Here is a 26,089-nt window from a genome sequence, read left to right as displayed (position 1 = left end):
GACACATGCGCACATTCACGTGTCTGTGTGCAATTTTTTCCACTTTAAGGAGAGCAGCATGAGCGGTTGGTACGAATTATCTAAAAGCAGCAACGATCAATTTAAATTCACCTTAAAAGCAGGTAACGGCGAAGCCATTTTATCAAGCGAACAATACACCACACGTGCTGCCGCTGAAAATGGCATCGAGTCGGTGCAAAAAAACAGTGCATTGGCTGAACGTTTCAGTAAAGAAACTGCCAAAAACGGCAAAGAATATTTCAACCTCAAAGCAGGCAATCACCAAATCATCGGCACCAGCCAAATGTACGCCTCGGCCGCCTCTCGCGACAACGGCATCGAATCGGTGATGAAAAATGGTTCAAGTGACACCATTAAAGATTTGACCGCTTAAGTTGTTTGCATTTATTTGCATTCGCTTGAAACTAAAAAACCACATGTTTGCATGTGGTTTTTTGATGCCTGTTCGCTATAAGGTAGCAGAATCCCAATACTAATAAAAACAAGTAGTTGACAATATTTTTAATTGTCAGCTACTTGAAAAAATTGGGAAAGGTTCAACATTTTTCTCCCAGCGTAAACAAAGATCATTTGGCTTCATTAACCACCGAGTTTGAATGCTATCGATAAATCCACTTAAATTTAAATATTTTTTTTCAAACGTAATCACAAAAGCAGGTAGGCTTAAATATCTGAACAAGTCAAAATCTACAGCATCATTACTATTTTTATTAGATAAAGGATTGTAGCCTTTTTGTTGTAAGCTGCTGCTCTTAAACTTATTATAAAAGTACTTGATTTGTAATTCCATTCTTGTCGATAGAGGTGGAATTAAATCAGGGCACTGTCTATCAAGCACATTGAAGGCCTGAATTAAAACGCTCTCATCAGTCTGTAAACTTTGAGCAGCTGTTTTGTTAAACATTTCACGGTAACTATCTATTTCATCATCAATTATTTGAGGTGCAGTTATGTTGTACTCAAGTACTGGATTCTTTAGCATTTCCCAGTATCTTAATCCAGTCTGTAAAGACTCTTCTAGAGTCCAATTATGTCCTTTTCTCAAAGCACCTATTCGTCCTTGTAGATCGACTTTCCCTGGTAACACTGGCTCTGCCATATCTAAAAAAAGCTCTAACGTAACGAACAGTTTAGGCAAATCCTCTAGTCTAATTTGACAAGTACTTATTTGTTTAATTAGCTCAAGCACCGTTCCATCTGCAAGTGAAAAAGAGTACCCTTTTTTTGACATTAAAATAAAGGTTTCTACCCAACTAGGCATTTCTGAATGGGGTAAAAGCTCACGGACAACGCAAGTGTCAAGAACAACTTTATGTTTAACATTTGTTCTCACTTATCGGAATCCTTATTTTTTGCTCGAACTTGGCATCTAAGCGCCTCTACAGCTCTAGATACTGCATTAGGTTTAGGAGTTTGAGATGCCCATTCAGTCCAAAATTGACGTGTTGCGCTTGCAGGTTCAATTTTTGGTTTATCCAACTTAATTCGAGTTGGAAGCAAGATCGAGTCACCTAATAGCAGTGCTTCACCAAGATCAAGAAGGGGTAATATGTCTGTAATACCTCCCATAGACTCTGGCATCAGTCGTTTTACAACACTTTGGTCTTGATCATTTGTTAAGCGCAGAACAAGAAAATTATTACATTGACTGAGAATTGTACGGCTCACGTCGGATGGTCTCTGGCTGACAACAAGTAACGAGACGCCATATTTGCGACCTTCTTTAGCAATCCGTTCAAATGACTCCAGTGCACGTTTCTCCGCAGCCTCAGCAGAATCACGGACAGGAAGATACAGATGTGCTTCGTCGCAAACAATGGTGAGAGGATGCCGCGATTCCTTGTCCATCCAGAATTGAATGCTGTAGAGTAATCGTGCTAGAACGCCTGTAACTATAGGTAGGACGTCCGACGGGACTTCAGAAAAATCAATAATTTTTATGCCACCCTGAGCACCTGAAACCGAGAATAGGCTACCCAGCATCTTTTCAAGCCAACCGTACTCGCTGCACATTGCCGGAGGTTGAAACATGAACCCACATCTTCGATCATCAGTTTTCGCCTTCATGCGAATAATGAATCGACTCAGTTTGCCGTTCCAATCACCCTTGATTGGCTTGTCATTGGCTCCGGGTTTTGTGCCCGTGTCGTCATCTTTCAAAAGGGAAAGTAGTGACTCAATGGGGTAGGGAATCGGTGAGTCAACCGTGAACGTGGCGAGGACATCTGTCTTTTTTGAATCGGTCAGAACCTTTTCCTTCAATGCCCGAACGTGTTCGGTAAATCGGGCTGCTTGGTTTGGGGCATTGTCATCACTGCGATCAAGAATCAGCGCGAGCATTTCTTCACGGTTCAGTAGCCAGTAAGGTAAAAATAAGCATTCGTCATCAGGCTTATCCAGATCACCAGGTCCCGCAATACGATACTGTTGCGCAATAGCGTTAGGGCCTTCGCACAATGTCGAATACTCTCCGTGCATGTCTAGCACGATTAGGTTTGCAGACTTCAAAGCGGCGGCACGTTCGAGCATGAGCGCAACTGCCCAGCTCTTTCCAGATCCTGTACTTCCCAAAATTGCAGCATGACGCTGAAAGAACTTATCACCATTCGCTACGGCAACAGCCGTTTGATCAGCCATGAAATGACCTAGAGTCAAACGTTCCTTTTCCTCCACTTTCATAGAGAGCAAATTCATGAACTGCTGAAGGTTCTTGCTGTTCACATGAAAGCAGTCACGATCAACTTGCGGGAAACAATCTGCCCCGCGCTTGAAAGTGTTTGATGAACTACCGTCTACGGTGCGATAGGTTCCAATCAGAACCGCCTTTATAAAATCCTCTTGACTCTCGCCAAGCGGAATCGACCCATCATCTGCGGTTTCATCAAGAAGCAGCTTCTCACTAACAGATCGAGTAGCCCGTTCGACAATTCCAATTAGAAATTCGGCTGTGGTACGACCTTGTATTGCAATTAGATTCCCGACTGCAATGGTTGTCATGTGTTGATGATTTTCGACTGAAATCAAAACTCGACTGGTATCGACTGCTGCAACTCGCCCAAGTCGGTCGCCATCTTGAAATTGTAGTGCCGCATTTGTCATGATGTTAAAACTCCTTTTACAAAATTTTCTACATCCCACCATCCTACGTTTGGAATTAAGATTTTACTCATGCCACGAATCACAATAGTTCCAGGATTTTTTACATCCGTACTGTTAACAAGCGCGATGCAGTTTTCTGATTGGCTTACAACCGCCTGTGCTTTTGGTGACAAGCTATGGGTGAGAAGAAGTGCTTTTGTCCCACTTTTTAACTTTGGAGAAAGATGGGTTTGCAAGTGGTCATCATTGAAGCCGTAACCGATACACAGAATTGATGATGCATTGTCAATTGCTGCGTTTCCACGCTCGCGATGGGCATCAAACGGTTGGCCGTAACCTCTTTTATACTTACCTACACCTGGCGTGATGATAAGCGGATCTGATGGAAATCCCATACTACTTGTCATCGGTGTATCACCAGACATAAACCAGTCTAGGCTTCCATGAGGTTTGAATAACTTGATGTGGTTTCTGTAAATTAGTCTAGTAGCACCTTTATTGCCAGACGAAACTCCCTTGATCATAAGCTTGTTACTTAAATCAGGATTATGTTTCCCCCAATATCGGCCAACCATCATCGAATCAACCCCCCAACCCTCAGATTCAGTTGCAAATTCGATTAGTCGGTCATAATTTGTGGTGATGATACGGGCAATTTTTGGTGTGACTGCTGAAATGTGAGGGAGTAGCGATGCAATTTTGAGTTTGCGGGTTCCTATCACGCACTCTGTTATTACTTCCTGTTCTTTCGAGTGAACGAAAGCTGCTGTGAAGTGAATAATCGCCATTTCAATGGCATCTGTAGGTGGGTGCTTGAGTAATGCGCTCTCGAGACCATCCGAGACTAAAGCGGCTTCAATAGCAGCCCAAGTAGCTTTGTCTGAGTCAGGAATTACTAATGGTACTTTTGAAGTCAACTCTGTCGCAAGTGCACTCATACTTGGTAAACCTTCAGCACAAGACAGACCAGAGCCAATCACCACGACCAATCTGTCGGAGAAGATAGACTGTAGTTCACATGCTAATGTATTTTGTTCTGATACGCTAATTGTGTCCAATAATCAACCCCAAGTATGTGTGAATTAAATGTGGAAACCTATCCAAGCCATATTGAACCATTCTTTTATTTTACATCATTTGATATATTATTCAAAAAATTGTTTTGTAAATATTTATTGAATGCATTTTCAGCAATCCGTAATTGTTTGCATAAGTCGTCGGTTCTTTTGTGTTCATTGAATGTTTTAATATTTTCGTACCATTTTCCAGAGTCAGCCCATTTTCTAACATTTAATTGCGCCTCCCAATATTTCAAGAACGCATCACTTTCTATTAATACTTGATCCACTGCTATTTTGGCTGGGAGAAACAAATTTAAATTATCTAAACCATAATCCCAACCCAATATTTTTTGTTCATATTGCAATTTTTCTGATTTAGAGAGTCTATGTGGGCTAACACCCTCAAGATGCCACAGCCGATCAGAAACGCGACCAATAAGTGACAAATAACTCAGGCCTCTATAGGTATGATGTAAATAGCTAAAGGTAGTTAATGGCAAAATGAAAATTTCATAGAATTGATAAATTGGGTTTGCAATACCGTGACGCATCAACTCTTCCCCACAAAGCAAAAGCATTCTACAAATCCAATATCCAACTTCAAAAGCATATTCCGAATCCCCCTCTTCAGAAGCCTTTCTTGCAATTATTGTGAGACATGCGAGCGCACTAAGTCCTGCTCGTCTTTCAATTGCCTCAAACGCTTGTGTTTTAAGTTTGCGGTGTTCTTTGTATGGGCTAGATCGACTAAATAATAGAACCTGAACATCTGGTTCTATTCGCATTAACCAACTGGTTGCATTCAATGAAGCTCCGAGTTCTAGGCGTAAAACATCCCATAGCACATGATTAAAAATAGCCTCTGTACCTTGATTAGTTTTGTCAATTTTTAAAACCAAACTTTGATTTGGTGTGTGTTTACCAATGGCATAACCTCTCCATTTATTATGCCGATACTTTTCACCGTATTTATCGACTTTGAAGGCATCTGGTTCAAGAAGTTTTTCTAACTCATATAAGCTTCGTGTCTTATTACGGATTTTAAGTTCGTGAAACCAATAAACTATTCTAAAGGCATCAACTACATCCCTATACTTACCTTTTTGTAATGGATCGTAATTTCGCGCTTTGGCGTGAAAACAGAATTCATCAAGAGAAAAGCTATAATTAACAATAGGATAGTGTTTCATTTTTTTAAGAAAACGAGTAATGATTTGAGTATTTATTACTCATTGCCATTCAATGTTAGTAAGTTTAACATTGTTCATCAATATAACTGAGCGTAACAATGGACAAAAATGACAAAATTGCTCTACTGACAAACCAGCTAGAGGACGATTTAGTTGAGCGCTTTGGAACACTTTTAGGTTCAAGTGCTTTATCGAAAGCTTTGGGTTACTCGAGCGTTGATGCATTGCGACAATCAATAACTCGCGCAACGGTGCCAGTTCCTGTTTTTAAGTTGCCAAATAGAAAAGGTTACTTTGCTTTTAGTAAGGATGTCGCCATTTGGCTTGCGCAGCAATATGAGTTGACTCGCAACTCAAATGAGTAAATTTATTTTTATTTAATTACAAGGAGTTTTATGAGGAGTAACTGAGAGATGTTAAATATTAAACAACCGAGACAAAACACAAAAGTCCAGATTCGTTGACGCGAATTCTGGACTTTTAAAAGAGTGTATCAATGCTTTGAAACGGCAGCAGATGCACTTATATTCTCCCATTTCGACTTTTTTGTCAAGCCTATTTTTTAATAGACTATGGGAGAGTGTTGTCTCTCGGTCACTGGATTGATCCAGATTGGAACCAGTATTTTTGCTGGTAATAAACCAAATGACCAAGGAGAGCCATCATGGCACAACATTTTTTAAATTCATCAAAATTACGTGATTTACCATTTGAAGAAATCACGAACTTAACAGAAACTGAAGCACATCAATATTTTGCAGATCTGCGTTGGGGAATACCTGGCCATCAGATTTGTCCTGAATGCGGATTGGTAACAAATCATTATTGGCGTCGGCATCGCCGACACTGGCGTTGTCGTGCAAAAGGCTGTGAGCGTGAGTTTTCTGCAACGCTAGGAACGGCATTTCAAAACCACAAATTACCCTTGAAAGTCATTTTGCAAGCAATTTTCCTTTACATTACCAATTGGAAAGGTTGTTCTGCTCATGACATGCTTCGATTTATTGATGTGAGCTACCGTACCGCTTGGCTTTTACTATCAAAAATAAGAGAACTGTTTTATAAAAATCGAGATAATTCTTTATTCAATGGCGTTGCACATGTTGATGGTGCTTATTTTGGGGGGAAGCGGCGTGACGCAAATAAACGTGGGGTAAAATTTAAAGATAAGATCGAAGGTGTACAAAGTGCCGTCTATTCTACGTATGGTGCAGCACCATCAGGTCGGCAACGTAGAGCTAAGCACTTACTGCCTGGTGGAAAGGCTAATGCAAAACGAAAACTAAAGCGTCGAGTTGTATTGGTTGTTCGTGAGCTATCAAGTGACGTTGGCAAAGGGGCAAGCCGAACTCGGGTGACAATTGCGCACAGAGAGCACGAAAGTGATGTCATACCCTTCTTAAGGGCGCATGTGCAAACAGGTGCAACGATTATGTCAGATGAAAATGCTGCTTATAATCAGCTTTCAACACTTTATACTCATAAAACGGTGCAGCATGCAATTGAATATCAAGCCGATGACGGAACCAATAATAACCAAGCTGAATCATTTAATTCACGCATGCGTCGGGCGGAGTATGGAATTTATCACGGGTTTCGACCTACGTACCTTATGATTTACGCGTGTGAGACTGCCTGGCAAGAAGATAATCGCCGTAAAACACTCCGTGAACGCTTCACACAAATATTTAAACTATTAGCTATTTCGGGCTTGTCAGAGTTTTTTCGGGGTTACTGGCAAGGTAATCGTCTTCCAGAGGAATTGCTGAATAAGTGATTCCAACCCGAAAAGAAGGCTTCTGGCGCCAAAAGCCTTCTTTATGAAGCTTACCAGAGTTGATGCGATCGATTTTGCCTTGATATGCTAAACCAATTAGCCGATTGCGGACGACATCTCTGAGATTGATAAAATTTTCATCGTTAATGTTGATGCGTGTTATGGATTTTACATACACAGCAACCTCTGTTGTTGATAGCCATACTTTTGAGCGAAACGAAAAAGCTGAGAAAATACTTTGTGTTAGAACACCTCTTTTGAAAAGATATGGATTTTTATGGGGTCGTAAGTCACCTAACTGTGTTAAATCAATCGGAATTTCGTGCAAACTTATTGAGCGATCAATTGCAGCTAAGTCTTTTTTTAACACTTCAATTTGCTGAGATATCAGTTCATGCTGATGAATGAATAAATTTGCTTTTTGAAGATGTATTTCTAGCTTTGACTTTTCATCGGCGGCAAGTTTTATGCGGCCTGTAATGACACGTCTATTACGAATCAGCCAGCTTAAAGAGGGAGGTATTCTATATGTACTCATGCTGATAGAATAAGCTATCAGCATGAGTTATGGTAGGGGATTAAACCACCTTATAGCGTGCCTGTTGACCCATAAATTCAATGACAATTAAACATCAAACCTCATCACTCCCCCCCCATCAAAAGATTTCATGAGCACTCATATGCCATCCATTAACATGAAAACCGCCTGTCTCTTCAACTGAAACCCAAAGGACAATCGACATTCGCATTGACAACAGCATTTCGACTTTTTAATCAGTGCTGAAATTTCAGAACTACTTTTTGATAACCCGGAATACTGTAGGTGTACTGCCCCAAATAAGTGGCGGCGGTGTGCCCAACGACAAACCCCACCACACCTTCAAACTGACCCACTTTGGCCACCTGCTTAACAGTTGACTTCGGCACGACATACTGTTGTTGTATGGTGCACATCCATTTTACACCTGTGAATTGGATTTTGGTGTATGCAGGTCCTGTCACTGTGATCATATTGCCCGATGGATCCTCTTCAAAAGAGGGACCAGTGACCGTAGAGACCGCATAACTGCCCAGCAAATTCCCTTTGATTGTGAACACAACGTATTCATACATCCCAATGTGGGTATTTTTTGCACTGCGAATTGAATTGTTCGTGTGACAATAAGCCGATGCCGTGGTTGAAACCGACCATAACACACCTGCTGCAATTAAAGCCATTGCTTTCATGATGCACCTCCAAAAACAGTTTAAGGAAGATCAAACGGGGGCTTGCTGCTATTTTTTTATTGTAATCTTGCAATCACTCACGACAGTGCGATTGATGTGTGAGCGAACACAATACTAGGTTCTGCTTGCCATGCGTTGCATGACTGTCCGTGCATAACCGCAAATCGGAACGGCTTTCAAATGCTGGCTTTGTGCAAAATCAAGGGCAGCCCGTACGATGTGCTGACCCACGCTTTGACCTCGAAATATTGGATCGACATAAACATAATCCAAAAAATAGTGCACATCGTCTACGTGATAATCCAAATAACCCATTTCTTGACCCTGTTCATCCTCCAAAGCAAAACGGTTGGGAGAACGATCGATGGTTGTGTGATGATTCATGACTGAGCACCTTTTGACACGGTTTTTGACACGGTTTTGGATTGAATCGAGTATAGCAGGAATCAAACCCTGTCCATTTGTTTTTTCAAGTTGAACATCGATCACTAAACAAGCAATCCACGAAAAGCCGAAAACGCTCAAAAGGGCTTTGCTTTATAGCGCCTCACTTATGCGATAGAATGACACCTGCCCCCATGACCCCGCTTGATTTTCAACATTCTTTTAGGTAAATGCCCATGAGCACCCCTTTACATTTGGCTCCTTTTGCCCCATCGGCATTCGTCGCTCGCCGCACACACTTAATGAACCGCATGCTGGCATTGGGTGGTGGTGTTGCCATCATCCCCACAGCCCCTGAAGTGGTGCGCAACCGTGATGCACAGTACGATTTTCGACCTGACAGTTATTTTTATTACTTAACAGGCTTTTGTGAGCCTGAAGCGGTGTTGGTGCTGGTTTCTACTGAGCACATGCAACGGTCAATTTTATTTTGCCGTGAAAAAAACATGGAACGTGAAATTTGGGATGGCCATCGTTACGGACCAGAAGCCGCACAAAAAACTTTTGCATTGGATGAAGCCTTGCCTTTTGATGCGCTCAAACAGCATTTACCCACTTTACTTGCCAATCAAACCCAAATTTTTTCTCCCTTATTGGACAATGCCACATGGGATGCGACTTTACGTGAAGCCCTCAACAGCGCACGATCGGCCACACGCAGTGGGGTGAGTGCACCACGTGTTGTGCACGATGTGTACGCCTTATTAGACGAACAGCGTCTGGTTAAAGATGGGCAAGAACTGGAATGGATGCGTGCGGCTGGCCGTATTTCCGCCAAAGGGCATGTGCAGGCGATGCAAACATGCCGTGTGGGTCAACGTGAGACCGACTTAGAAGCAGAAATCCTATACAGTTTCGCCAAAGATGGTGCTCAGCATGTCGCATACAGTTCAATTGTTGCAGCAGGCGCAAATGCCTGCGTGCTGCATTACCGCGCAGGCTCGTCTTTGCTCAACGACGGCGATTTGTGCTTGATTGACGCGGGTGCGGAATACGGCCTGTATGCAGGTGACATCACCCGCACTTTCCCTATCAATGGTCGATTCTCGCCTGCACAGCGTGCAGTGTATGAGATTGTGTTGGCGGCGCAAGAGGCAGCCATTGCAACAACGCATGTGGGTGCAAGTTTCAATGCACCTCATGAAGCGGCCACCCGTGTTTTAACTGAAGGCATGTTGAACTTGGGCTTGCTTGATGCCAATCGAGTTGGCTCCGTTGATGATGCCATTCATTCAGGTGCGCATCGCCAGTTCTACATGCACCGCACCAGCCATTGGATCGGTTTGGATGTGCACGATTGCGGCGCATACAGCAGTGGTCAAGACAATGCACAGCAACCCATTTGGCGCACGTTACAAGAAGGCATGGTGCTGACCATTGAGCCTGGTTTATACATTCGACCATCAGCCGATGTGCCTGAACAATTTTGGAACATCGGTATTCGCATTGAAGACGACGCCATCGTCACCGCCAGTGGTTGTGAGCTGACCACACGCGATGTACCTGTCGCCATAAACGATATTGAACACCTTATGAAACACTGACATGCATCATGGGCATTCCTTATGCCATCCAGTGGATGTCCTAAAAAAACACTGTTTTTTGATCTATAGTACAAGCATATTGACAAAAATATGGTATGCCGTAAAATCTGAACCATTGGTTCAAACATCACCACGGCACTCAAGCCGAGGTGATGCACTTATTGCACTCATGCTTCTTTCGTATACCCTTTAACAAACCTACAATCCCCATGTTAAAAAAACTGACCGCCCTTTGCATCACACTGACTCTTTTTGCATGCGCACAAACAGGCTTGCCACCTGACCAGCGCCCAAACACGTGGGCACAACCTGTTTCAATTCCAGGGCTACCCAATTTACATCAAGTCTCACCCACCTTATTTCGCTCAGCACAACCCGATTTTGAAGGTTTGGTCATTGTCAACAACATGCAACGTTTCAGTGCACAACAAGACGCCCCATTGAGGACAGTGCTCTCTTTGCGCCCTGATCGCTCAGATGAAAAAATCTACCCATCACGCAACGTCCATTACGAACGCATCGAAATGAACACATGGGACATCAAAGACGCTGACGTCATCAAAGCATTGCGCATCATCAATACCCCAGCCATGCAACCTGTGCTGCTGCATTGCCAACATGGTGCCGACCGAACAGGACTGATTTCCGCCATTTATCGCATCATGTACCAAGGCTGGAGCAAAGACGAAGCCATCCGTGAAATGACTTTGGGCAATTTTGGTTATCACCCCATGTGGAAAAATTTGATCGAATACATCAACCAACTGGATGTGGCGGATTTACGTAAGAAAGTGGAGGCCGAAGGCCCTTACCCAGAACCCCCTTTCCCTTACTAAATTAAAGGGCATGCCTGCTTAAGGAGATCCTTGTTTAATAAAAAATCCCGTCACTCATGATGACGGGATTTTTTATTGAACTTTAGATAAAGCCTTAATCAGCATCAGGCCAAAATGACTTCAATGGCATTCAGCTCTTCAGCGCTAAACGTCAAACGGTTTAAACAAGCCAATGAATCACTCAATTGCTTGGCACTGCTCGCACCAATCAAGACCGACGTCACCCGTGGGTCTTTGAGCAACCATGCCAAAGCCATTTGCGCCAAACTTTGCTGACGTTGCTGTGCAATCTCATTCAAAGCCTTAATTTTGATCAGCACGGTTTCCGTGATGTGCGACGTTTTGAGGAAGCCATGGGCTTTCGAAGCACGAGATCCGTCAGGCACGCCATTCAAGTACTGATTGGTCAACAAACCTTGTGCCAAAGGCGAATATGGAATACAACCCACGCCTTTTTCACCCAACACATCCAATAAACCGCCTTCCACCCAACGGTCGAACATCGAATAACGGGGCTGATGAATCAAGCATGGCGTCCCCAAATCACGCAGCATGTCAATCGCCTGAGCCGCCAATTCAGCAGGGTAGTTCGACAATCCAACATACAGCGCCTTGCCTTGGCGCACCATCAAATCCAAAGTTGACATGGTTTCGTACAACGGCGTTTCTGGATCTGGGCGGTGATGGTAAAAAATATCCACATAATCCAAGCCCATGCGCTTCAAGCTTTGATCCAAACTGGACACCAAATATTTTTTTGAACCAAAATCACCGTAAGGGCCATCCCACATGGTATAGCCTGCTTTACTGGACACAATCAGTTCGTCACGGTAAGGTTTAAAGTCACGCTTCATCAATGCGCCGAAATTCTCCTCAGCTGAACCCGGTGGCGGGCCGTAATTGTTCGCCAAATCAAAATGCGTCACACCATGGTCAAAAGCCGTGCGCAGGGTGTCTCGATAATGCTCGAACGTGTCCACCCCACCAAAGTTATGCCATAAACCCAGCGAAATGGCGGGCAATTTCAAACCACTGTTGCCGCAACGACGATACTGCATGGTGTCGTAGCGGTTGGGGCTGGCCAAGTAAGTCATTTGTCATCCTTTTTGTTATGGTAATGCAAGAAAATGGGGGAGCCGATTTTTCTCTTTTTACAAGATCAACCGCGACGCCATTCCACCACACCACCTGCTTTGTCTTCAATCACAATGCCCAACGCCGTCAACTGTGCGCGAATTGCATCCGCCGAAGCGAAATCTTTACTCGCTTTAGCGACTTTGCGCTGCTCAATCAACTGTTCAATGTGCACCACATCATCGTCAGAACCTGCTTGCAAAAATGCATTCGGTGCGCGCTGTAAGAAGCCCAAGACACCCGCCAAAGCTTTAAGCTGAGTCGCTAAAACGGGGTCTTTGTGAATATTAACCAAAGTCACCAAGTCAAACAACTCCGCCACTGCCAATGCCGTATTGAAATCATCGTCCATCGCCGCTTTAAAAGCAATGGCGTGAGCTTCACTCCAATCCACCTCAACCTCACCCAACTCAAAATCCTTTAAGGCCGTGTATAAACGGGTCAGAGCGGCACGCGCATCATCTAAATGCTCATTTGAGTAATTCAACGCGCTGCGGTAATGGGCGCGCAGAATAAAAAACCGCACCACTTCGGCATCGTACTCTTTCAAGACATCGCGAATGGTGAAAAAATTCCCCAACGATTTACTCATTTTTTCGTTATCCACGCGGACAAAACCATTGTGCATCCAATAGTTGACGAATTGTTTCTGCATTGAATGGTCGTGGCCGCAATCTGCCTCACAACTGGCGGCACCATTCATCGCCCCTTCGGATTGGGCAATTTCATTCTCATGATGAGGGAATTGTAAATCGGCACCGCCACCGTGAATGTCAAAGCTTTCGCCCAGCAACGCACGGCTCATCGCAGAACACTCAATGTGCCAACCAGGACGACCGACGCCCCATTTGGAATCCCACTTGGTGTCCGCAGGCTCATTTTCTTTTGCGCCCTTCCACAGCACAAAATCCAGCGGATCATGTTTATCCAAAGTGACAGCCACGCGCTCACCGGCCTGCAACTCATCTAAACTTTTGCCCGATAACTTGCCATAACCCGCAAACTTCCTCACGGAATAATTCACATCGCCATCGGCGGCCTGATACGCCAAGCCATTGGCTTCCAATTGATCAATGATCTCCAACATCTGCGGCACATATTCGGTCGCACGCGGCTCGTGGGTTGGACGTTCGATGCCCAACGCATCCGCATCCTCATGCATGGCTGCGATGAAACGATCGGTCAGTGCGCGAATGGACTCACCGTTTTCCAAAGCACGTTTAATGATTTTGTCATCGATGTCTGTGATGTTGCGCACATAAGTCACCTCATAGCCTGATGTGCGCAACCAACGTTGAACCATGTCAAACGCCACCATCACGCGCGCATGCCCCAAATGACAATAGTCATACACCGTCATGCCACACACATACATGCGCACTTGGTTGGGATTCATCGGCTTAAACACTTGCTTCAAGCGGGTCAGGGTATTGTAAACGCGTAACATAGGCACCAAAAAATAACAAAAAAATCCATCACACGCCAGCAACATCGGCAAAGATGGGTAAAATAGCACCACACTTGGCTTACAGGTGGCACGGTCAAGGTGAAAGTATAACACCGCCCCGACCCGCCGTCTCGCCACTTCACTCCATCACGAGAAAAACAACCATGCAAATCAAGCACTTCATCTCAGCCCTCGTCTTCAGTATGACCGCTTTAAGCGCACAAGCACAAACCGCCCTCATTCAAACCAGCGAGGGCAATATCACCCTCGAATTGAATGCCAAAGCCGCCCCCGTGACAGTCAAAAATTTCATCGCACGCGCACAAGAAGGTTATTACAACGGCACAATTTTTCACCGTGTGATTCGTAATTTCATGATTCAAGGGGGTGGTTTTGAAGCCAATATGCAAGAAAAAGCCGATCGACCCACCATCGTTAATGAGGCGGATAATGGCCTGAAAAATGACAAATACACCATCGCCATGGCACGCCTGCCAGAGCCCCATTCTGCCTCTGCACAATTTTTCATCAACACCAAAAACAACGACTTCCTCAATCACACCGCGAAAACAGATCAAGGCTGGGGTTATGCTGTGTTCGGTCAAGTCACCGCTGGCTTTGATGTGGTCGATAAAATCGGCAAAGTCTACACCAAAACAGTGGGGTATTTCGACGATGTACCCATCAAGCCGATCGTGATTCAGAACGTCAGTATCAGCCAATAAATCATTAAATTACAGCCATTTTAGAAAGCAGTACTGTTTTAAAAATGGGATTGCTAAAAAAATTTTGATTAAAATCGTCATGCGGCGACATTACCAGAATTGAAATTCTATTAAAATGGGGCTTGCCCTTTATAAGCATGCAACCCACTCAACCTTTTACGTATACACGCATTGACTAACATCAAAAATCACATACAGATTTGGTTAATCGCCAATGACATCAACTCAGCTGTGGTTTCAACCACTTCAACATCTGATTTTAATCAAGATGTAAAAGTCTTAATTCAAAGCCTTTTAAATGAGTCAAATAAAGCCATGCGCGACGACATGACCTTAAAATTATTGCTTGCAAAGTATATAGGGCAAAGCATTGAAAAAATTAAAATTAAAAGAACTGTGTTGGGGAAACCATTTTTAGTAAGCCATCCAAAAATTCATTTTAGTGTGTCGCACACACGAAACTTCAGCTGTATTGCGATTAGCAGCATGGGCGAAATAGGTGTTGATATTGAGAATGAAGAAAGCTCTTTAAAGGATCAAGATTTACCATTTACGGCATTATCGAGAAATGAGCAATCCTTTTGTTTGACGCAACCCAACAAAAGACGGGCATTTTTCAGTATTTGGACAGCAAAAGAAGCCTTTTTGAAAGCCATTGGTTGTGGGCTAAGCACACCGCTGTCCGATTTCTCAGTGTTACCTTTACCCAATGATCAGTCGTATCACTTCATTCCACATACCGCAGCCCTTGAATCAATCCAAACCACATTTAAGCACTATTTGACCGAGGATGGAGTTCACATCACTTATTGCATATTGACTTAAACAATCACACAGTGGCACCACCATCAACCCGCAAATCATGCATCGTGATGTGACGGGCTTGATCAGACAATAAAAAACACACCGCATTTGCCACATCATCCGCATCAGCAATACGCCCCAATGGGATGCCCAATCGATGTTGCTTCAACGAGCCTTGTAAAACAGCATTTTTATGCTCTGGGGTCAACCACAATTGATGTTGCATGGGTGTATCGGTTGAACCTGGAGACACCACGTTGCAACGAATGCCAAGTGCCGCCAACTCCAATCCCAGGCAATGAGTCAAATGTGTCGACGCAGCTTTCGAGGCGGCATAGACCCCCATGCCGATACGGGGAGTGTCGGAGGCATTGGATGCAACGGTGACAATACTGCCCTTGCGTCGAGTGGACATGTATTGTGCAATTGCTTGACAGACATTAAAAACCCCTTTGACGTTGACCGAAAAGGCACATTCCCACTCCTCCTCGGTTGCATCTAATATACGATTAAGTGACAGAACCCCAGCCACATTGACCAACATCGTAACCTCGCCTATCTCTTTTTCGATAGCATCAATCACCTCCTGCACCTGCATCCTATTGGTGACATCCACTTTGAAAACATGAGTTTGAGGTACATTTACATAGTCTTCTGGATTGATTGTTTTATCGAGCAAGACCACTTGCGCACCATCGTTCAATAACCGTTGAACAACGGCAGCACCAATACCTTGAGCCGCACCCGTAACAACAGCAATTTGATTTGAAAAGTCCATGAACACCCTTTGAAAATTAAATAAATCTATTGAATCAATGCCAAACGCTGCGGCACAACCAAAGGCATGTGATCAGGCGTATACATAATATCAGCATCAACGCCATAAAGCATTTTGATCAATTCTGCAGTGACAATCTCTTGCGCCGTTCCAGAACATATGATTTGCCCCTCATTCATAGCAAAGATTTGATCGGCATAACGCACAGCCAATGCCAAATCATGCAACACCAACAAAACACTTTTGCCCATTTGAGCGAGCCCCTTAATTTGCTCCAACACCTCTATTTGATGCCCCAAATCCAGCATGCTGGTGGGTTCATCCAATAACACCAACGGTGTGTCTTGTGCCAAAATCATGGCCAGCCAGCAGCGTTGACGCTGCCCACCAGACAGCTCGTCCAAGCGTCTGTTTTCAAACTCAAGCACGCCCAATTTATCCATACTTAAGCGCACCGCCAAATCATCGGTCTTCGACCAAGAGCGGAACAAACCTTGATAAGGATAGCGGCCATAACGAACCAACATGCCCACAGTCATGCCCTCAGGTGCATTAGCCGATTGAGGCAACAATGACACTTGGCGTGCCATTTGTTGATTGCTCATCAATCGAGTATTTCGGCCATTCAACACAATTTGTCCCTCATCCAAAGGATGTAATTTTGCAATCGCTTTAAGCAATGTTGATTTGCCACAACCATTGGCACCGACAATCACACCCACTTGCCCTGAGGCCAGAGACAAACTGGCTCCCCGCACCACTGCTTTAGATTGATAACGAAGATGTATATTATTAACTTGTAAGTCACTCATTTCATTCCTAACGATCACGCCACAACAACCACAGCACAAACACCCCACCCAGAATATGGCACACCACGCCTGCGGGTAACTCTTGGTTCGGCAAGATCAAGCGCCCCAGTGTATCTGCCCATAACACCACGCACGCCCCGAGCAAGGCACTGCCGAAAACACTGATTCGACCATGCCCCCACATAAAACCAGCCATAACGGGTGCCGCCAAGGCAACAAAAGCCATCGGACCACACACACCCACAGCCAGCCCACTGAGCAACATCGCCAAACACAAGCCCCAGAGTTGAGTGCGTTGGACATTGAGCCCCAAAGTCGATGCAATCTGCACATCCAGTCGCAAAAGCTGAATAGCGCGTTGACTCAGCAGCGCCAAAGGCAACAAAACTGCACATCCCCAAATCAACGGTGACAACTGATAAGAGCGACTGCTCAAATAGCCCATACTCCACAAATACAAAGCACTGGCATGACTGAGCTCTTGTCGAGAGAGCATCAACTCAATGGCTGCACGCAGCAAAGCAGAAAGCCCCAAACCCGCCAAAATAAAACGTTGTCCATGCCACCCAACCCCTTTAGCAACAACCAAAATTACAGCCAAGGTCAACGCTGAACCTAAAACACCAATCCACCAACTGACCGCCAACAAACTGACAGCACTGACCAAAAAACCTATCAATATTGCAAATGCAGCCCCTTCATTGACCCCCAGCATGTCAGGGGTTGCCAATTTATTACGCGATACCGCTTGCATCAGACAACCAGCAACACCCAATGCCAATCCAGCAAAAACGGCAGCCTGCACCCGAGGCCATCGAAAATCGTATAAAAGTTCCAAACGCGGATCATTGACTGAATGCATCCAAACAGACCACAACTCAGAACCAGAAATCGACACCGCCCCCACCATCAAAGACAGCAAAATACTCAAGATCAATAGCAAAGCGACAATCAGACTCATCCAACGAGCCCGAGCATCCGCTGTAAAGCTTTTTAAATTGATTAAATCGACTCGACGACTTAATACTGTTTCCATATGTTCCCCCATCGAGCCAAAGCCATCATCAAAGGTGCACCCAAAAAGGCCAAAACCACACTGACTGGCGTTTCAAACGGGTAAGAAACAATTTGAGCCAAAGCATCGGATATCAGCAAAATCACCGCCCCTAACAATGCAGACAATCCAAACTGCTTGAATAAACTCATGGGCATCAAGTGACGTGCAATAAAGGGGGCCAATACACCCAAAAAAGCAATCGGCCCCGTCAAAGCAACCGCCCCACCACTTAAAACCGACACCACAGCAACCAATAAAAAACGGGTCAATGCGGGTCTTTGTCCCAAAGAATGCGCCACATCATCGCCCAACATCAAAACAGATAAGGGCTTAATCAAAATAAAAGCAAACAACACAGCAGCCAGTAATATCGGTGTGCTGATCAATAACGCAGTGCGATCCAAGGCAGCCAAAGAACCCAATTGCCAAAATCTAAACTGATCCAGTCCTGACGGTTGACTGAGCAACAAAGCAGCGGTTAAACCATGAAATGTCGCCGACAAAGCCACACCCGCCAAAATCAGGCGCAAGGCACTGTCTGCTCGACGTGTACTTTTCGCTGCCAACAAAACCAATAGGCATGACAAAAAAGAACCTAAGCCAGCGAACAGCGAAAAACCCAAACGTGAATCCACCCCCCAAACAACAATCGCCAAAACCACCAATAAGGCCGCACCCGCTTGTATACCCAACAAGCCTGGTTCAGCCAACGGATTACGGGTCAAGGTTTGCATCAATGAACCAGCAACAGCCAATGCACAACCCACCACAACTGCAGCCAACAACCTGAACCAAATACTGTTTTGTGCCGTCTGCACAATAGGTTTTAAGTTTATTGACGATAGACGATCCCCTGCATTCATGTGTTTTTGCACATCAGCCAAAACCGCCATGGCAGCCATTGGCCCACCCACACCGGTCCACAATGCGCCATCAACCACCACAAAATGATTGGTTTGCACAGCATTTAGTTGTCGAAATTGCGGGAGAGCCATGCTCGCCTGCATCAACTCACTCGCCTGCCCATTGGGATTAAGCGCACCTAAAAATAACCAATCCGCATCAATTTGTGTCAACGCATCCATGTTGACTGGCAATGAATGCGCTGCACCCGCCTCCTGCTGACTCAGCGGCCGACTCAACCCTGCATCACGTAACACCAGGCTGGCAAAAGAATCATTCAACATGTAAGCAGGGCCTTGAGCACTCCAGCGCACAATGCTGACACGACTGTCGCCTTGCGCCACAAGAGCTTTAATCTGTAAGGCTTGAGCGGTGTATCGCTCCATAAAAGCTGCGGCATTGGTTTCCCGGTTTAAAACTTGAGCAATACGCTTAAAAGCATCCGCCCAAGGTTCCCCAGGTCGAAAAGTCACCACTGTGGGTGCAATTTGTTTCAATTGCGCCAATAAATTCGCATCTGGAACACCGCCCGCCAAAATTAAATCGGGTTGATAAGCGACCACTTTATCCAAAATCGGCGATGCAAAGCCTCCAATCAAAGGAATATGTGCCGCCTGTGCATTTAAGTAAGCTGGAATTGCGGTTTGTCCACGCCCCGCAGTCGTTGCCAAAACGGGGTAGTTGAGTGCCATCATTGAATCCAAATCAAGTTCGGATAATGCAATCACGCGCTGAGGTTGATCTGGAACATTTACACTCTGATTCGACACATCAACGATCACTCGAGCCCAAACCGTTGAGTAATAGAAGAAAACAATGAAAATGCATAAAATCCACTTAACACACCTCAAGCCGCTCATGCTTCCAATCCATCCATAATGAGGTGACGCTCTTGGTGATACTCTTCTTCGGTTTGTTCATCTTTCCAATAAGGCACCGCATACATCATGTCACGCGAAAGCTGTTTGTCGATGCGCAGGTAATCTCGAATCAACACCACTTGTGAGCTTTCTCCCGCAATGGTGGCGGATGCAACCCCCTCCAACCAAGACATGTTTTTCACCGCTTGCAATAACAATTGACTTTGACCTGCTGGTTGGCTTTTACGGTTAAGCCACGAAATATGCATGCCCATTGGGTGTGGTAAAGGCTGATGCGCAGATAAATCAGCTACCTCTATAAACGCATAACCACGTGCATTTTTTGGTAATTGAGATAAAACAGCACGAATGACAGGTAATGCACTTAAATCCCCAGCCAAAACAAACCAATCGGCTTGAGCCTGAAACAAATCGGGTCCACCTGGCCCAGCCACCCCAATGCTGCTGCCCACAACAGCAGAATGAGCCCACCTAGAAGCAGGTCCATTATCGCCATGCATGACAAAATCCACAGACAGCAAATTGAGCACAGGATCAAAATCAGCAACGGTATAAGTTCTTAAAATAGGCTTTAAGTGCGGCTCAGGCCAAACCACTTTACCGCCATCTAGGGTAGGTAAAACTGGACTAATCTGATGGGATTGCGGCAACATCAGCTTGATATGTGCCCCCAAACTGCTCACAGGAAAATTGCTCAACGACTCGCCCGTTAATACGACACGCCGTAAATAAGGGGATAAATCTTGTGTTTTTACCACTCGAAGCAATCGAGGTGGCGTTTTTTTAACCTTACTCATAAATACCCTTTAATCCAACATTGATTTTTTCAATCACATAGATTCAAAACTAAAAGACCACTAAAAATTGATTTCAGCATCACCCGTTCACTCAGACAATCCGCTCAGTCATTTCCGCATGGGGTTGCTGAAACTCTGTGCGGCGCAACGTACAGCTCCCCCCTGATTGACAAGGGTAAAAACGCTTTGCGCTGGACTCGACTCCCGCTAAAAAATGTGGGAACGATGGAACAGCCCGCTAAATTAGCAGTACCCATTCAAAAATCAACTTTTATAGACCTCCATTAATCAAAAAAGACCTGACTATTTTTCAATCTAAATAAAAAAATAAGCCTTTATCGTTCATGTTTACTTCATATGCTGCGACAGCACTTGACCAATATGAGCCAAAGGCAATGGCCGACACATGCCCGAGTGTGTACTATCAACATTCACACAATGAATTTCCCCGATGACATAAGGCTGCCAACGTTCAAATGAGTGTGTATATGCAGTCGTAACCTGTGTGGCCCTGAAATACAACACATCCCCCAGATAAGGCTCGGGCTTCAATTGACGATAAGCCAGCATGTGCTGCCACGCCACATAACCCAAATGCTCGCTTTGTTCATCGTTGAGTTGAGCAAACGGCCCGCTTCTGTCACGGACACGATGCTTGACTTCCTCAAGAGATAAACGATCACCATCGTGGTTGTAAGCCGTATCCCCAGTCACATCCAATAAAGCCTCCCATGCTTCTCTTAGACTGGGCTCGGGCAAACCCTCCCACACATCACTTGGATAAGCATCCATCATCGCCAGCAATGCAACTTCATCACCAGACTTTTGGAGTTTCACAGCCAAGGCGTGAGCCAAACCACCACCCGATGACCAGCCGATTAAATGGTATGGCCCTGCGGGTTGCACTCGCCGAATGGCATCCGCATAGATGTCCAAATAATCCACAATCGATGCAATATGTGTGAGTGAAGACGAAACATCCATAAACGGACTTTGCAAACCATAAAGTGCGCAATCGCTCAAATGTGCGCTCAATCCCATATAGCACCACGACAACCCTTCGGTCGGATGAATGCAAAATAAATGTTTGCGCCCCTCAGGTTGCAAGGCCAACAACGGTGCAAAAGGATCCAACCGCCCCTCCCCTTGTGGTGGCTGATGACCAGAGCTTTCATCCAGTGCTGAGGCCAATTGCCGAACAGTCGGCAAGCGAAACAATACCGCCATCGAAATGTCTTGCTGGAGTGCGCTGCGCAGGCGGTTGGCGACTTGTATTGCCTGTAAAGACTTTCCACCCAACGAAAAAAAGTTTTGATCAAGATCCGATATCACCTGCCCCAATACCTCTTGCCAAATCAGCAACACAGTATTTTGAATGGATTCAAGCCGTGAATGCGCAACCTGAGTCGGCTTCATGTTTAAAAAATAGGCATCCAACTGCTGACGCAATTCTTTTCGATCCACTTTGTTATTCGCATTCCGTGGTAAATTCATCAACCCGTTAAACACCGTCGGAACGGCGTAATTCGGCAGCAGCGAACTCAGATGCTGGGTGAATATTTGATGACACTCAGACATGCGCCCCGCATCAACCGCGTCATCTGAACTCAACACATAAAAAGCCACCAACTGCTTAATCCCCACCGCAGAGGTGTAACCCAACACCACCGCCTCTTTGACGTTAGGATGGGTTAACAGCGCATTTTCGATTTCATTGACATCAATGCGATAACCACTAATTTTAAACTCATCGTCTAGACGCCCCATATAGTACAAAACGCCATCGTCATCCATGCGCACACGATCGCCTGTACGATAGGCACGCATGTTGCCCTGATGATGCATCTCAATGTTTAAATCGACAAACCGTCGAGCCGAAACCTCCTCACGCTGCCAATACCCCATCGCCACGGTCGGCCCACTGATACACAACTCACCAACCTCATGATGAGCCACTGCACGCAATTGCTCATCCACGACAACTGCGGTCAACCCCATCAAGGGCTTACCTATCGGTATGACATGTGCATCGTTTTCACTTAAGCCACCGTGAATCGGCATACTTAAATCCGCCAAAGTACAAATCACAGTGGTTTCTGTCGGTCCATAGCTATTGAACAATTGGATTTTCCCTTGGGTGCAATGATGCCAACGCTTAAGGTGTTGAGCCAATACCGCTTCACCACCCAAAATCACCAAACGCAATTGACTGCCCTCTAAATCAATTGACTTCAAACCATACACCCATTCATGCCAAAATGCTGTGGGTAGATCCAACACACTGATTTCATAGTCTATACAAGCACTCAACAAGCCATCCATCGAGCCAACCACCTGCTCATTGCGCAACACCAAAGTCGCCCCCATAGACAAACTGATAAAAATTTCCTCAATGCTCGCGTCAAAATGAAGTGGTGCAAATTGCAAAACCCTGTCACGGTGAGTGACTTGATAATAATGATTGGCCGCATGAACAAAATACGCCAAGGCGGAATGTGCAACCATCACCCCATTTGGCTTACCAGTAGAACCCGAGGTGTAAATCATGTAAGCCAACGACGTCTCTGACTCCAACATAATCGGTAAACACTGTTCAGCACAATCAACCACACTGGCCGACTCAGCACTCAACAGGTCCAAATAAAAAACAGGTACATCATGCGGCACATCTAACGCAACTTGTGAATCGGTCAGAATCACATCCACTTGGGCATCTTCTATAATTTGCAAAAAACGCAACTTCGGGGTGGTGGGATCCAAAGGGATATAACACGCCCCCAACCACAACAACGCATAGATCGCCACAATGGTACTGGTTTGACGCGGCGCAATGAGCATCACTTTACTGCCTTGAATTACACCATTTTTCTTGAGCAAAACCGCTAAGCGTTGCACTTGATGCAATAAAATGCTGTAGCTCAATTCATTTCCACACATGTCCATCAATGCAGTGTGCTGTGGTCGCAAGGTAGCCTGAGCGATTAAACTTTGCATGACATCGGCATGCGGAACAGTCAACTTATCGGATGAGCTGTAGGACAAAGCAACTGCTTTTTGCTTACTTTTGATTTGACTCGGCTCAAGCATTGCAGTTGTAAAGCCATTGAGCGACAAGCCATCCAGCCATTCACAAAATTGTTGGGTGCGCTCACATGCCCCCCCTTTATGATTGGTAAAACCCATTTGATGCAACCTATAAAAGCCATGCAACGCATGGATCCAAGCATCAATCAATTGCTCTGTTTGCTGAACCGAATATGCCGCGGGATTGCTTTGCAACTCAATGCTTAAACCCTGTTCATTCGGTATGACATTAAAAGCCAAATCCTCCACAGGTCCTGCGGCTAAAGTATGAGTCTTAACTGTTAAATGCCCCCACATACTCGGTCGATCAAAAGGCATGATATTCAGCACCGATGAAAACAAACGGCTTGAGGCTTGGATATTTAAATCCTCTTTCAGCTTCTCATAACGGTAACGCTGGTGGCGCTTTACTGAGCCCAATTGCTGTGAAACATGCACCAACCACGTCTGAGGGCACTTTAAATAGTGAGCCCTCAAAACAATCGGCACGATATTCATGTGCATGCACGGCACAGTCAAAGACACCGAACCCAAGCGCCCCATCACGGGAAAGCCAATCCGAACCTGATTTACAGCACTCGTCTGCAACTGCAAAGCCCCCCAAACCGCAGCAAGCCAAGTCGTCCAATCAACACCCTCGCTTTGCGCCGCCTCTTGCCAAGCAAACCAATCTTGCGCCTTGATTTGCCGAACAGCGCTGTGACAAGCAGAAGAAACGGCTTGCTTAGCGCATAAAGCCCCCGCATCGGGCACTTGATGTAAGTCGGACAAATAAGAAAACCAAAATTGGCGATCACGCTCAAACTCTCGACTTTGAGCGTAACGGGAATCCTCTTCAATTACCTCACGTAAAGAAGGCATCGTGACATTTAAAGGATGTGAAATATTCAACAGATGGGCATACTGTTGAGCCACTTGACGAGCCAAAAGGCCATACGCATAGCCATCTAAAGCAATATGATGGCTACATAAATACCACAGATGTCGCTCTGGACTTAACGTCACAATGGCCGTTCTAAACAAGGCACCAGACAAATCAGCAGGGCAGGATGCCAGATCATCCAACATCCATTGACGTGCAGCCTGTTCAGGCTGAACATGCCCCTCATGAGACACACACTCAACCACATCAATGCGCAGCTCACCCCACTCGTCAAAATGCGCTCGCGTCGGCAACTGGCACGGCAATCCAGAAGCATCCAAAGTAAAGCGCATGTGTAAAGCCTCTGTTTGTGCAATCACACACCTCACCGACTCAAGGAACAGCGACTCATTCCATTCACCCGTCAACTCAAACATCTGAGCGGTCCAATAACTGTTGCTTTTAGAATCTAAAAGTTGACCAACCCAAATACCCAGCTGGGCTTGAGAGAGAGGCAATGGCGATGATTCAAGCTGCTTTTCCTGAAACTTTAAACCGCCATCGGATTCAGATTTCAGCTCGACAACCGATTGAAATAAAATATCGTCCATCAATTTTCATTTCGTTCAAACTGTTGCACAGACTGGCCTTGCAATAATGCCCACCACTCATTAAGCGTCGTTTTTTGCGCCAAATCAACAAAATCCAATCGACTACCCGACCGTTTCCATCGCTCAACCAAACTCATTAAACGAATCGAATCCAAACCTGCGAAAATCAGGTTATCCTCAGCCTCCAAATCCGCCACAGGAATCTCAATCAACCGTGCAACTTGCGCAGTCAATTGAACTAAATTACGGGGTAAAGCATCTGTTTCAGTTTCTGGCTGTAGCACACTCAACAGCTGAGCAGTGCTTTGCACAATGCCGCAACAACGCGACACGTATGCCAAAGCCTCTTCATGTTGAGTAAAAGAAAAATCCGCCACCCCATCTGCAACAAAAAACACCTGCATGTCCCTCATAAATGCTTCAACCGCCGTGGTCTGGCAACCAATGTGCGCATACACGCCACAAATAATCAATTGGTCGCGCTGCTGCGCCTGCATATCAGAGGCCAATGTTGATTTTGAAAAAGCACTGTAACGCCATTTGGTCAACACAACATCGCCTTCAGAAGGACTCAACTCAGGGACAATATCAACCTGTTCAGGAAACGCAGTCACACCATTACCCCACCACTCCTGCAAAATACCGCGCTCAAGTAAAGACTGCTGAGCGGGCTGAGCACTGTAAACCACTGGAACACCCAAAGCCTTGCACACCGACTTAATGCGAGCAATATTGCTCAGCAATTCTGGAATCGGTGATTTAGACGCATCAAAAAAATTAACAAAATACGATTGCATGTCATGAATCAACAACACAGCCCTTTTGGCATCACAACGCCAATTCAGTTTCGCCTGTGGCACATTACTTGCACTGGGCATTGGATAACTGGAAATTCTTGGAATACTCATCACTTACCTTTAAAACAATACGGAACAATTAAAACGCACAGGCTCCGAAAAATATTTTACAAACACAGCCTCTCACCACCACGCTAA

General features: G+C 45.2%; 23 protein-coding genes. 7 read left to right on the top strand and 16 right to left on the bottom strand.

The features are described 5' to 3' along the window. Positions 1-58 precede the first annotated feature (58 nt). Positions 59-394: a YegP family protein gene (locus DTO96_RS06745; RefSeq protein WP_114562797.1), complete on the top strand. Its 336-nt coding sequence runs from the start codon at positions 59-61 to the stop codon at positions 392-394. Positions 395-529: 135 nt separating this feature from the next. Here the strand turns inward: DTO96_RS06745 and DTO96_RS06740 are convergent, their stop codons facing one another. The 4 genes from DTO96_RS06740 to DTO96_RS06725 form a co-directional block, all read right to left on the bottom strand. Then, the gene (locus tag DTO96_RS06740; protein WP_114562796.1) at positions 530-1,354 is read right to left on the bottom strand and encodes a hypothetical protein; all 825 of its coding nucleotides are present in this window, start codon (positions 1,352-1,354) and stop codon (positions 530-532) included. Further along, positions 1,351-3,120 carry an ATP-binding protein gene (locus DTO96_RS06735; protein WP_114562795.1) on the bottom strand — a complete coding sequence of 590 codons (1,770 nt, stop codon included), beginning with the start codon at positions 3,118-3,120 and terminating at the stop codon, positions 1,351-1,353. The genes DTO96_RS06740 and DTO96_RS06735 overlap by 4 nt, the downstream gene beginning before the upstream one ends. Then, positions 3,117-4,178 (bottom strand): SIR2 family protein, encoded by a 1,062-nt coding sequence (locus DTO96_RS06730; RefSeq protein ID WP_225972447.1) that lies wholly within the window; start codon positions 4,176-4,178, stop codon positions 3,117-3,119. Before DTO96_RS06730 ends, DTO96_RS06735 begins: the two co-directional genes overlap by 4 nt. Positions 4,179-4,243: 65 nt before the next feature. Beyond that, positions 4,244-5,371, bottom strand: coding sequence for a hypothetical protein (locus tag DTO96_RS06725; protein WP_114562794.1), 1,128 nt, complete (start codon positions 5,369-5,371; stop codon positions 4,244-4,246). Positions 5,372-5,469: 98 nt separating this feature from the next. On the opposite strand from DTO96_RS06725, the gene DTO96_RS06720 reads away from it, so the two are divergent. Together DTO96_RS06720 and DTO96_RS06715 are read left to right on the top strand one after the other, a co-directional pair. Next, positions 5,470-5,736 carry a hypothetical protein gene (locus tag DTO96_RS06720; RefSeq protein WP_114562793.1) on the top strand — a complete coding sequence of 89 codons (267 nt, stop codon included), beginning with the start codon at positions 5,470-5,472 and terminating at the stop codon, positions 5,734-5,736. 299 nt (positions 5,737-6,035) lie between these two features. Next, positions 6,036-7,148 carry an IS1595 family transposase gene (locus DTO96_RS06715; protein WP_114562792.1) on the top strand — a complete coding sequence of 371 codons (1,113 nt, stop codon included), beginning with the start codon at positions 6,036-6,038 and terminating at the stop codon, positions 7,146-7,148. Here the strand turns inward: DTO96_RS06715 and DTO96_RS12685 are convergent. From DTO96_RS12685 to DTO96_RS06705, 3 genes are all read right to left on the bottom strand, one after another. Beyond that, positions 7,072-7,686 carry a hypothetical protein gene (locus tag DTO96_RS12685; RefSeq protein WP_225972446.1) on the bottom strand — a complete coding sequence of 205 codons (615 nt, stop codon included), beginning with the start codon at positions 7,684-7,686 and terminating at the stop codon, positions 7,072-7,074. The two genes, DTO96_RS06715 and DTO96_RS12685, sit on opposite strands and share 77 nt — an antisense overlap. A gap of 236 nt (positions 7,687-7,922) precedes the next feature. Further along, the gene (locus DTO96_RS06710; protein ID WP_114562791.1) at positions 7,923-8,375 is read right to left on the bottom strand and encodes an AMIN-like domain-containing (lipo)protein; all 453 of its coding nucleotides are present in this window, start codon (positions 8,373-8,375) and stop codon (positions 7,923-7,925) included. A 114-nt stretch (positions 8,376-8,489) separates the two neighbouring features. After that, positions 8,490-8,759 (bottom strand): GNAT family N-acetyltransferase, encoded by a 270-nt coding sequence (locus DTO96_RS06705; RefSeq protein ID WP_157964356.1) that lies wholly within the window; start codon positions 8,757-8,759, stop codon positions 8,490-8,492. 236 nt (positions 8,760-8,995) lie between these two features. Between DTO96_RS06705 and DTO96_RS06700 the strand changes: the two genes are divergently transcribed. After that, a complete protein-coding gene (locus tag DTO96_RS06700; protein ID WP_114562789.1) occupies positions 8,996-10,363 on the top strand; it encodes an aminopeptidase P N-terminal domain-containing protein in 1,368 nt (455 codons plus the stop codon). 209 nt (positions 10,364-10,572) lie between these two features. Continuing rightward, positions 10,573-11,199, top strand: coding sequence for a tyrosine-protein phosphatase (locus DTO96_RS06695; protein ID WP_157964355.1), 627 nt, complete (start codon positions 10,573-10,575; stop codon positions 11,197-11,199). 104 nt (positions 11,200-11,303) lie between these two features. Here DTO96_RS06695 and mgrA read toward each other — a convergent pair whose 3' ends face one another. Next, entirely contained in the window at positions 11,304-12,293 is a 990-nt protein-coding gene (mgrA, locus tag DTO96_RS06690) for an L-glyceraldehyde 3-phosphate reductase (RefSeq protein ID WP_114562787.1), read from the bottom strand. Positions 12,294-12,358: 65 nt separating this feature from the next. Continuing rightward, a complete protein-coding gene (cysS, locus tag DTO96_RS06685) occupies positions 12,359-13,786 on the bottom strand; it encodes a cysteine--tRNA ligase (protein WP_192879039.1) in 1,428 nt (475 codons plus the stop codon). Positions 13,787-13,944: 158 nt separating this feature from the next. Here cysS and DTO96_RS06680 point away from each other — a divergent pair, with 158 nt between their 5' ends. Together DTO96_RS06680 and DTO96_RS06675 are read left to right on the top strand one after the other, a co-directional pair. Then, positions 13,945-14,505: a peptidylprolyl isomerase gene (locus tag DTO96_RS06680; protein ID WP_114562786.1), complete on the top strand. Its 561-nt coding sequence runs from the start codon at positions 13,945-13,947 to the stop codon at positions 14,503-14,505. A gap of 171 nt (positions 14,506-14,676) precedes the next feature. Beyond that, a complete protein-coding gene (locus DTO96_RS06675; protein ID WP_114562785.1) occupies positions 14,677-15,330 on the top strand; it encodes a 4'-phosphopantetheinyl transferase family protein in 654 nt (217 codons plus the stop codon). 4 nt (positions 15,331-15,334) lie between these two features. Here DTO96_RS06675 and dhbA read toward each other — a convergent pair whose 3' ends face one another. From dhbA to DTO96_RS06640, 7 genes are all read right to left on the bottom strand, one after another. After that, on the bottom strand, positions 15,335-16,087 hold the full coding sequence (gene dhbA / locus DTO96_RS06670) for a 2,3-dihydro-2,3-dihydroxybenzoate dehydrogenase (protein ID WP_114562784.1): 753 nt from the start codon (positions 16,085-16,087) through the stop codon (positions 15,335-15,337). A gap of 26 nt (positions 16,088-16,113) precedes the next feature. After that, positions 16,114-16,899, bottom strand: coding sequence for an ABC transporter ATP-binding protein (locus DTO96_RS06665; RefSeq protein ID WP_114562783.1), 786 nt, complete (start codon positions 16,897-16,899; stop codon positions 16,114-16,116). A 7-nt stretch (positions 16,900-16,906) separates the two neighbouring features. After that, complete coding sequence (locus DTO96_RS06660; RefSeq protein ID WP_157964354.1) at positions 16,907-17,935, bottom strand: FecCD family ABC transporter permease; 1,029 nt, start codon at positions 17,933-17,935, stop codon at positions 16,907-16,909. Beyond that, the gene (locus DTO96_RS06655) at positions 17,920-19,554 is read right to left on the bottom strand and encodes an iron chelate uptake ABC transporter family permease subunit (protein WP_192878963.1); all 1,635 of its coding nucleotides are present in this window, start codon (positions 19,552-19,554) and stop codon (positions 17,920-17,922) included. The genes DTO96_RS06660 and DTO96_RS06655 overlap by 16 nt, the downstream gene beginning before the upstream one ends. A gap of 161 nt (positions 19,555-19,715) precedes the next feature. Next, positions 19,716-20,537: a siderophore-interacting protein gene (locus tag DTO96_RS06650; protein WP_114562780.1), complete on the bottom strand. Its 822-nt coding sequence runs from the start codon at positions 20,535-20,537 to the stop codon at positions 19,716-19,718. Between the two features lie 348 nt (positions 20,538-20,885). Then, a complete protein-coding gene (locus DTO96_RS06645) occupies positions 20,886-25,094 on the bottom strand; it encodes a non-ribosomal peptide synthetase (RefSeq protein ID WP_114562779.1) in 4,209 nt (1,402 codons plus the stop codon). Further along, the gene (locus DTO96_RS06640) at positions 25,094-26,002 is read right to left on the bottom strand and encodes an isochorismatase family protein (RefSeq protein WP_114562778.1); all 909 of its coding nucleotides are present in this window, start codon (positions 26,000-26,002) and stop codon (positions 25,094-25,096) included. Before DTO96_RS06640 ends, DTO96_RS06645 begins: the two co-directional genes overlap by 1 nt. Between the last annotated feature and the right edge of the window lie 87 nt (positions 26,003-26,089).

The sequence above is a fragment of the Ephemeroptericola cinctiostellae genome (assembly GCF_003339525.1).
Lineage (GTDB): Bacteria > Pseudomonadota > Gammaproteobacteria > Burkholderiales > Burkholderiaceae > Hydromonas > Hydromonas cinctiostellae.
The sequence above is the reverse complement of the archived record's forward strand: the minus strand, read 5'-3'. Positions and strand labels throughout refer to the sequence as shown.